8 protein-coding genes and 1 pseudogene are annotated in these 9,238 nt (G+C 30.4%); 8 read left to right on the forward strand and 1 reads right to left on the reverse strand.

The annotated features are described in order from the left end of the window. The first annotated feature begins 45 nt into the window (after positions 1-45). The 8 genes from HMPREF2953_RS10885 to HMPREF2953_RS10920 all read left to right on the forward strand — a co-directional run bounded on the left by HMPREF2953_RS10885 (position 46) and on the right by HMPREF2953_RS10920 (position 8,872). Positions 46-267: a hypothetical protein gene (locus HMPREF2953_RS10885; RefSeq protein ID WP_070673400.1), complete on the forward strand. Its 222-nt coding sequence runs from the start codon at positions 46-48 to the stop codon at positions 265-267. Positions 268-1,038: 771 nt separating this feature from the next. Continuing rightward, on the forward strand, positions 1,039-1,500 hold the full coding sequence (locus tag HMPREF2953_RS10890; protein ID WP_070673402.1) for an arginine repressor: 462 nt from the start codon (positions 1,039-1,041) through the stop codon (positions 1,498-1,500). 244 nt (positions 1,501-1,744) lie between these two features. After that, on the forward strand, positions 1,745-2,980 hold the full coding sequence (gene arcA / locus HMPREF2953_RS10895; RefSeq protein ID WP_070673405.1) for an arginine deiminase: 1,236 nt from the start codon (positions 1,745-1,747) through the stop codon (positions 2,978-2,980). 85 nt (positions 2,981-3,065) lie between these two features. Next, positions 3,066-4,487 carry an arginine-ornithine antiporter gene (gene arcD / locus HMPREF2953_RS10900; RefSeq protein ID WP_070673407.1) on the forward strand — a complete coding sequence of 474 codons (1,422 nt, stop codon included), beginning with the start codon at positions 3,066-3,068 and terminating at the stop codon, positions 4,485-4,487. 41 nt (positions 4,488-4,528) lie between these two features. Further along, entirely contained in the window at positions 4,529-5,218 is a 690-nt protein-coding gene (locus HMPREF2953_RS10905) for a Crp/Fnr family transcriptional regulator (protein ID WP_070673409.1), read from the forward strand. A gap of 27 nt (positions 5,219-5,245) precedes the next feature. Further along, positions 5,246-6,244, forward strand: coding sequence for an ornithine carbamoyltransferase (argF, locus tag HMPREF2953_RS10910; protein ID WP_070673411.1), 999 nt, complete (start codon positions 5,246-5,248; stop codon positions 6,242-6,244). A gap of 18 nt (positions 6,245-6,262) precedes the next feature. Continuing rightward, on the forward strand, positions 6,263-7,192 hold the full coding sequence (arcC, locus tag HMPREF2953_RS10915) for a carbamate kinase (RefSeq protein WP_070673429.1): 930 nt from the start codon (positions 6,263-6,265) through the stop codon (positions 7,190-7,192). A 123-nt stretch (positions 7,193-7,315) separates the two neighbouring features. Beyond that, a complete protein-coding gene (locus tag HMPREF2953_RS10920) occupies positions 7,316-8,872 on the forward strand; it encodes a YfcC family protein (protein WP_070673413.1) in 1,557 nt (518 codons plus the stop codon). Positions 8,873-9,080: 208 nt separating this feature from the next. On the opposite strand, the pseudogene HMPREF2953_RS11765 reads toward HMPREF2953_RS10920, so the two are convergent. After that, positions 9,081-9,238, reverse strand: a pseudogene (locus HMPREF2953_RS11765) (GNAT family N-acetyltransferase); the annotation flags it as partial.

A 9,238-nucleotide genomic window follows, 5' to 3' on the forward strand; every position in this document is an offset into this window, starting at 1 on the left:
TAAAGCACGTCAAAAATGGACATTGAAATAAAAGTAGGATTATCTATGAACCATGAAACCACACAATCAGACTGGCGAACAGTTGCTAGTTGTTTAGAATCGCAAGATTACGTTTCAATAGTGAAAGGTCTAATATGTCATTTCACAGTGATTGAAGATGAAGCAATATTGGATAAAATCTATGATGATTTTATGAATGATGATACTATAACAACGGTACTTAACAATGATCTACAGGCAATTATTAATCATTACCTATCAAAATGAAAATTATATTCTAATAAAACTAGAGCATCCTTCACTTTTACGGTGAGGGATGCTCTCAATTTATTTTTTTATATTTTCAATAAAAAAATAGAAAACTATTATAATTCAAGATAAATTACTTATTTAATATCTAAATAATGTATTTAAAAATAATGAAATTTTCTTAAAGTTCAATATATTTATTACTTTTTATCTGTAAATCCGACTAATAATATTACTAAAAATTAATTAACTTATAACGTTAATTTAAGTCATAAAAACTAGAGTATCTTTCCAATATGTTTCAATGAGTACTTCTATATCTTTTACTCATTAATTTTTTCATTTTTCAATTCATTTAATCAAATTTCTTTGATAAGATATTGTGATCATTTTGTTTATACATAGTAAACTTAATTTCAAACCTTCTCAATTTGACTAGTTTTTATTACATACTCTTTATATTTCCTATTATCATACAAATTATTTTGAATATAATCTTAGATAATCATCCATTTCTTTTAACCGTAAAACAATCTACTTATAAACACACAGTTTCCATTTTAATTATTTACTATTCAGTAATTCAAGAATTTTTTCAATCTCTACTTTAAGTAAAATGCAGTGAAATTACAAAAAACATTAAGTATTGTATTATAAAAGTTAGTATTATATAAAAGATTATTAAAACATCCTGCTATTTCGAAATACTTATAATCGAAATTTACAAGTAGCTCTTATACAGTTATTTAAAGCCTATTGCATATAACAAATAGTAAAGGAGTAATAAAAATGGAAAAAGAAAAACGTTTAAATCTTATATTAACTATTATAAAACAGAATCAATTTAATACAAAAAAACAAATATTAGACTACATGAAAAAACATTTTGGAGTTTGTTATAGCTTGACTACTATTTCTCAGGATTTACAAGAATTAGAGATTTACAAAATTCCTACTGAAAACAAAAAGTATATTTACAAGAAAATAAATCGAACCTACCAATTAAACGCGAAAAAACAATTAGAAACATTAAGTGATGAAATTCTTAAAATCACAATACTAAGTAACTATATTTTAATAAAAACGTCCCCTGGATTTGCTCAAAGTATAGGTTATTACATAGATCAATTACAATTAAAAGAAATAATAGGAACTATTGGAGGTAATGATAACTTAATGATTTTGACATCATCTAGTGAAATGGCACAATTTATTTATTATCAATTATTCTCTTCAAAATTAGATATATAGGAATGATTACTAATACAAAAAAATGAATAAAAAACTTTTTTATTCAAATAAGATAATATTTCATTACTAAATTTTTCAATTTTTCACTATTATTTAGTAAATAAGTATATATTTATACAAAATTTTGTATTGAATAAATCTATATATGTGAAAAAACTCCCTAAATAATTGTGAATTAAATCACACAACACTTTTTGAAAGCGCTTTATAATGTAAATGTAATAAATCAAAGGAGGAATTTGAAATGGTACAAGGACCCATTCAAGTAAATAGTGAAATAGGCAAATTGAAAACTGTGTTGTTAAAAAGACCAGGAAAAGAATTAGAAAATTTAGTACCTGATCATTTAAGTGGTTTATTATTCGATGATATTCCCTACTTAAAAGTTGCACAAGAAGAGCATGACAAATTTGCTCAAACTTTGAGAGATGAAGGAATCGAAGTAGTTTATTTAGAAAAACTTGCAGCAGAATCTATTACTGAGCCAGAAGTACGCGAGAACTTCATAAACGATATATTAGCAGAATCTAAAAAGACAATATTGGGTCATGAAACTGAAATTAAAGAATTCTTTTCAAAGTTATCTGACCAAGAACTTATTAATAAAATCATGGCTGGCGTACGTAAAGAAGAAATTCAACTTGAAACAACTCATTTAGTAGAGTATATGGATGATAGATATCCATTTTACTTAGATCCAATGCCCAACCTTTATTTTACAAGAGATCCCCAAGCTTCAATTGGTAGAGGAATGACAATTAACAGAATGTATTGGAGAGCACGACGTAGAGAATCTATTTTTATGACATATATACTGAAACATCATCCAAGATTTAAAGATAAAGATGTGCCAGTATGGTTAGATCGTAACTCACCATTTAATATTGAAGGTGGAGATGAATTAGTATTATCTAAAGATGTTTTAGCTATTGGTATATCAGAACGTACATCAGCTCAAGCAATAGAAAAGTTAGCACGTAATATTTTCAAAGATGCAAACACAAGTTTTAAAAAAATCGTAGCTATTGAAATACCTAATACACGTACATTTATGCATCTAGATACAGTACTAACTATGATTGACTACGATAAGTTTACAGTACATGCAGCAATATTTAAAGAAGAAAATAATATGAATATATTTACTATAGAACAAAATGATGGTAAGGACGATATAAAAATTACTCGTTCTAGCAAGTTACGTAAAACACTTGCTGAAGTTCTAGAAGTAGAAAAAGTGGACTTTATTCCAACAGGTAATGGCGATGTTATTGATGGTGCACGTGAACAATGGAATGATGGCTCAAACACATTATGTATTCGACCAGGGGTTGTGGTGACATACGATCGTAACTATGTATCAAACCAACTTTTACGCGACAAAGGAATTAAAGTGATTGAAATTACTGGTAGTGAACTTGTACGTGGACGTGGAGGTCCAAGATGTATGAGTCAGCCGTTATTTAGAGAAGATATTTAAATTTGAAAGGTGGTAAAAGTCACAAGTAATTCATTCATTAAATCAAATAACAAGATTTTTACCACTCTTATTAGGGGAGATTAATATGGATGAAAATAAATTAGGTAAAACTTCCTTAATTGGTTTAGTCATAGGCTCTATGATAGGCGGTGGTGCATTCAATATCATCTCAGATATGGGTGGCCAAGCTGGTGGACTTGCAATAATTATAGGCTGGATAATAACTGCTATTGGTATGATTTCTCTTGCTTTCGTATTTCAAAATTTAACTAATGAGCGACCAGATCTTGATGGAGGAATTTATAGTTATGCTCAAACAGGGTTTGGAGATTTTATTGGTTTTTCAAGTGCTTGGGGATATTGGTTTGCAGCATTTCTAGGTAATGTGGCTTATGCAACCCTATTAATGTCAGCTGTGGGTAACTTTTTCCCTATATTTAAAGGTGGTAACACACTTCCAAGTATTATCATAGCATCAATTTTATTATGGGGTGTACATTTTTTAATACTTAGAGGTGTAGAAACTGCAGCGTTTATAAATAGTATTGTTACAGTAGCTAAATTAATACCTATATTTCTAGTTATTATATGCATGATAGTTGTATTCAACTTCAGTACTTTTAAATCTGGTTTTTATGGTATGACTAGCGGAAGTGTTGGTGTTTTTAGTTGGGGAGACACAATGGCACAAGTAAAAAGTACTATGTTAGTAACTGTGTGGGTATTCACTGGGATTGAAGGAGCCGTTGTCTTTTCTGGACGTGCAAAGTCTAAAAAAGATGTAGGAACTGCTACCGTTATTGGTTTGATTTCTGTACTAGTCATTTATTTCTTAATGACTGTACTAGCCCAAGGTGTAATTCAACAGAACCAAATTTCAAAACTTGCTAATCCATCAATGGCACAAGTATTAGAACATATTGTAGGTCATTGGGGTTCAGTACTAGTTAATATAGGTTTAATTATCTCTGTTTTAGGGGCTTGGTTGGGATGGACATTACTAGCTGGTGAATTACCTTTTATTGTAGCTAAAGATGGACTATTCCCGAAATGGTTTGCTAAAGAAAATAAAAATAAAGCTCCGGTCAACGCTTTAATTATTACTAATATACTAGTCCAGTTATTTTTAATTAGTATGTTGTTTACAGATAGCGCCTATCAGTTTGCGTTTTCACTTGCTTCAAGTGCAATCTTAATTCCATATACATTCAGTGCTTTTTACCAGGTCAAATATACTATTCAAAATAAATCTAAAGCTAGTTTGAAACAATGGATAATAGGAATTATTGCATCTATTTACACAATTTGGTTGGTTTATGCAGCTGGATTAGATTATTTACTATTAACGATGTTGTTATATATACCTGGATTATTCGTATACAGCTACGTACAAAAAGATAATAATAAAAATTTGACAAAATTAGATTATACGTTATTCATATTAATTATTGTACTTGCAATAATAGGACTAATTCGTTTGATTACAGGTAGTATTTCTGTGTTTTAAGTTATGATTAAAACGAAGCAATTTTTAAGGGGCTTATAGTTATGTATGAAGAAAATATTTATATTAAAAATTCAGAATACGAATTGGATAATAATCTTAAACAATTAGCATCATACTTAAATATTCCTGTTAGTATTATTAGACCTTATAAAGAGGATTTTACACTTTATCAATATAAAAAAGGACAAGTCATATATCATTCAACTGATCAAATAAAATTTGTATACTTTTTAGTAAATGGTTGTATTTTACATGAATGTTCTAATATTACTGGTGACAATTATTTAAGATTAAGTAAAGATGAAAATATATTTCCAATGAACTTCATATTTAATGAAACCCCTGCACCATATGAAATATGTACAGCTTTGACAGATTGTAAAATATTAACTTTACCGAAAGTTTTACTTGAGTATTTATGTAGAAAGCATAATGAAATATTTGAAAGTCTCTTCAAGAAACTTAATGAGACTATTCAATTTCAAGTAGAATATATTATGGCGTTAAGAGCTAATTCAGCTAAAGAAAGAATTGAAAGAATACTACGAATTTTATGCCTTTCAATTGGAGATGATAATGGAGAATTCTATGAATTAAAACAAATTATGACTATTCAATTAATAAGTAATTTATCTGGACTTAACAGAAAAACTACTGGTGAAATAATTAGAGAATTAAAAATGGAAAATATTATATATCAAGATAAAAGAAATTGGATTATAAAAAAGTAACTATTAATTTAAAAGGAGATATTCAAAATGAAAAATTTAAGAAATAGAAGCTTTTTAACTTTGTTAGACTTTACACAAAAAGAAATGGAATTTTTACTTAATTTATCTGAAGATCTTAAACGCGCAAAATATGCAGGAATAGAACAACAAAAAATGAAAGGTAAAAATATCGCTCTACTTTTTGAAAAAGATTCAACACGTACACGATGTGCATTTGAAACAGCCGCTTATGATCAAGGTGCACATGTGACGTATCTTGGACCTACAGGTTCTCAAATGGGTAAAAAAGAATCTGCTAAAGATACAGCTCGTGTATTAGGCGGAATGTATGATGGCATAGAATATCGAGGATTCTCACAACGAGTAGTAGAAGACTTAGCAAAATATTCTGGAGTGCCAGTATGGAATGGTTTAACTGACGAAGATCATCCTACGCAAGTACTTGCTGATTTTTTAACAGCTAAAGAAGTATTGAAAAAGCCATATAATGAAATTAACTTCACATATGTTGGAGATGGACGTAATAACGTTGCAAATGCCTTAATGCAAGGAGCAGCAATCATGGGCATGACTTTCCATCTCGTATGTCCTAAAGAGCTAAATCCAACTGATGAATTATTAAATCGTTGTAATGATATAGCTGAAAAAAACGGTGGTGAAATCCTTATAACTGACGATATTGATGAAGGTGTCAAAGGATCTGATGTAATTTACACAGATGTTTGGGTATCTATGGGTGAACCTGATGAAGTTTGGGAAAAACGTATCAAATTATTAGAACCATACCGTGTAACTAAAGAATTAATGAAAAAAACAGGTAATCCACATACAATTTTTGAACATTGCTTACCATCATTCCATGATACTGAAACAATAATCGGTAAACAAATTCAAGAAAAATATGGTCTAACTGAAATGGAAGTAACAAATGAAGTATTTGAAAGTGAACAATCAGTTGTTTTCCAAGAAGCAGAAAATAGAGCACATACAATAAAAGCAGTTATGGTAGCAACTTTGGGAGAATAAATGAAAGGTGGAGATACAATGTCTAAAATCGTCGTAGCTTTAGGCGGAAATGCCTTAGGACAATCTCCTAAAGAGCAATTAGATTTATTAAAAAGTACAGCTAAATCTCTAGTAAGTTTAATTAATAAAGGATATGAAATTGTAATTAGTCATGGTAACGGTCCACAAGTTGGAAGTATTAACTTAGGTTTAAACTATGCCGCTGAGAACAAACAAGGCCCTCCATTCCCTTTCCCTGAATGCGGAGCTATGAGTCAAGCTTATATTGGCTATCAAATGCAAGAAAGTTTGTTAAATGAATTACATGCATTAGGTATTGATAAAGAAGTGGTCACATTAGTGACACAAGTTGAAGTTTCTGAAGATGATCCTGCATTTCATAATCCAACGAAACCAATAGGACTATTTTATACAAAAGAGCAAGCCGATAAAACTATGGAAGAAAAAGGTTATACTTTCGTAGAAGATTCTGGACGCGGTTATCGTCGTGTCGTTCCATCTCCTCAACCTATAAATATAGTTGAATTAGATAGTATTGAAACATTAATCACAAATGGAACACTAGTTATCGCAGCCGGCGGTGGCGGTATTCCAGTAGTTAAAGAAGATAACAATTATAAAGGCGTTGATGCAGTTATTGATAAAGATAAAACGAGCGCTTTATTAGCAGCACATTTACAATCTGATCAACTCATTATCTTAACTGCTGTAGATTATGTTTACATCAATTACGGAAAAGAAAACCAAGAAGGTCTTGGTGAAGTAACTGTTGATGAAATTAAAAAACATATTGCTGATGGCCAATTTGCTAAAGGTAGTATGCTTCCAAAAGTTGAAGCTGCACTTCAATTCCTTGAAAAAAATACTGAAGGCAGTGTTTTGATTACCTCTCTAGCAGGATTAGGAGACGCATTAGACGGCAAAATTGGAACATTAATTAAAAATTAAAATTATAATACTATACTCCATTTTGCTACAAACAAAAGAGCCTATAGCCCCAGGAGGCTCTTTTGTTTTTTTATTATTAAGTGGTTTTACATCATACGTTAGTTGTTGAAGGAGATGAAACTATTGGACCAAGTAATCAATAAAAACAAAAAGAAAAAGCGTTTTAGCTTCAGAATGCCAGGAGCATTTATGATTCTTTTTATATTAACTGTTATAGCCGTAATTGCAACTTGGATTATTCCCGCTGGGGCTTATTCAAAGCTCTCTTATGAGCCTTCATCTCAAGAGTTGAAAATAGTTAATCCACATAATCAAGTTAAAAAAGTTCCTGGAACACAAAAAGAACTCAATAAAATGGGAGTAAAAATAAAAATTGAACAATTTAAATCAGGTGCTATTAACAAACCTGTTTCTATTCCTAATACTTATGAACGATTAAAACAACATCCCGCTGGTCTAGATCAAATTACCAGTAGTATGGTAAAAGGAACGATTGAAGCTGTAGATATTATGGTATTCATTCTTGTACTAGGTGGACTCATTGGTGTTGTTCAAGCAAGTGGATCGTTCGAGTCTGGATTATTAGCTTTAACACAAAAGACTAAAGGCCATGAATTTATGTTAATTGCGTTCGTTTCAATTTTAATGATTCTGGGTGGTACGCTTTGTGGTATTGAAGAAGAAGCCGTTGCATTTTATCCTGTACTAGTGCCAATTTTTATTGCACTTGGATATGATTCTATCGTCTCAGTTGGTGCAATTTTCCTAGCAAGCTCAGTTGGTAGTACATTCTCAACAATCAACCCATTCTCAGTTGTTATTGCTTCAAATGCAGCAGGTACAACTTTTACAGATGGATTATATTGGAGAATAGGGGCTTGTATAGTCGGTGCTATCTTTGTAGTTGGTTATTTATTCTGGTATTGTAAAAAAATTAAAAAAGATCCTAAAGCTTCATACGCTTATGAAGATAAAAAAGAATTTGAAAAGCAATGGTCTGTAATGAATAATAATAGTTCATCTACATTTTCACTTCGTAAAAAAATCATTCTTACACTTTTTGTTTTACCGTTCCCGATTATGGTTTGGGGTGTGATGACACAAGGTTGGTGGTTTCCAATCATGGCATCTGCATTCTTAATCTTTACCATCATTATCATGTTTATTGCTGGTACTGGTAAATACGGATTAGGAGAAAAAGGTACTGTAGACGCATTCGTTAATGGCGCTTCAAGTTTAGTTGGTGTATCTTTAATTATTGGCTTAGCTCGAGGTATCAATTTAGTACTTAATAAAGGAATGATTTCTGATACAATTTTGAACTTCTCATCATCTATCGTAGAAAATATGAGTGGTCCATTATTTATCATTGTTCTACTCTTTATCTTTTTCTGTTTAGGATTTATCGTTCCATCCTCATCTGGATTAGCAGTACTATCTATGCCAATCTTTGCACCATTAGCTGATACAGTAGGTATACCAAGATTTGTTATTGTTACAACATATCAATTTGGTCAGTATGCTATGTTATTTTTAGCACCTACTGGACTTGTGATGGCAACACTTCAAATGTTAAATATGCGTTACTCACACTGGTTACGTTTTGTATGGCCTGTTGTCGCATTTGTCTTACTATTTGGCGGTGGCTTACTGATTACACAAGTTTTAATTTATTCTTAAATTTGTTACTTTTAACAGGTTAGTCTAAATCAATAGTCTAACCTGTTTTAATTATTTAATTGAAAGCTAATTATTTATCTACCTTTATTGATATTAAATAATTATTTATGAAAGAATAAAGCCTCCCTCATGAAATGCAGGAGGCTTTGTTGATTTCATGTTTAAAGTTATTGAATAAACTAAATTTTTTTATAAATTAGATGATTGATTATTTATAATATTCTTCTCTGAGCAGACTATACACATAACTATCTGAAAATACCCCTAATAAACACTCATCGCTTCTCAATATGCCTTATTGTGTAAATCCAAGTCTTATTGGTATAGCTCGGCTTTTCTTATTTTTAGTAGACATTCGTATTTCGA

Origin of the sequence: Staphylococcus sp. HMSC072E01 (genome assembly GCF_001814125.1) — a bacterium.
GTDB lineage: Bacteria > Bacillota > Bacilli > Staphylococcales > Staphylococcaceae > Staphylococcus > Staphylococcus hominis.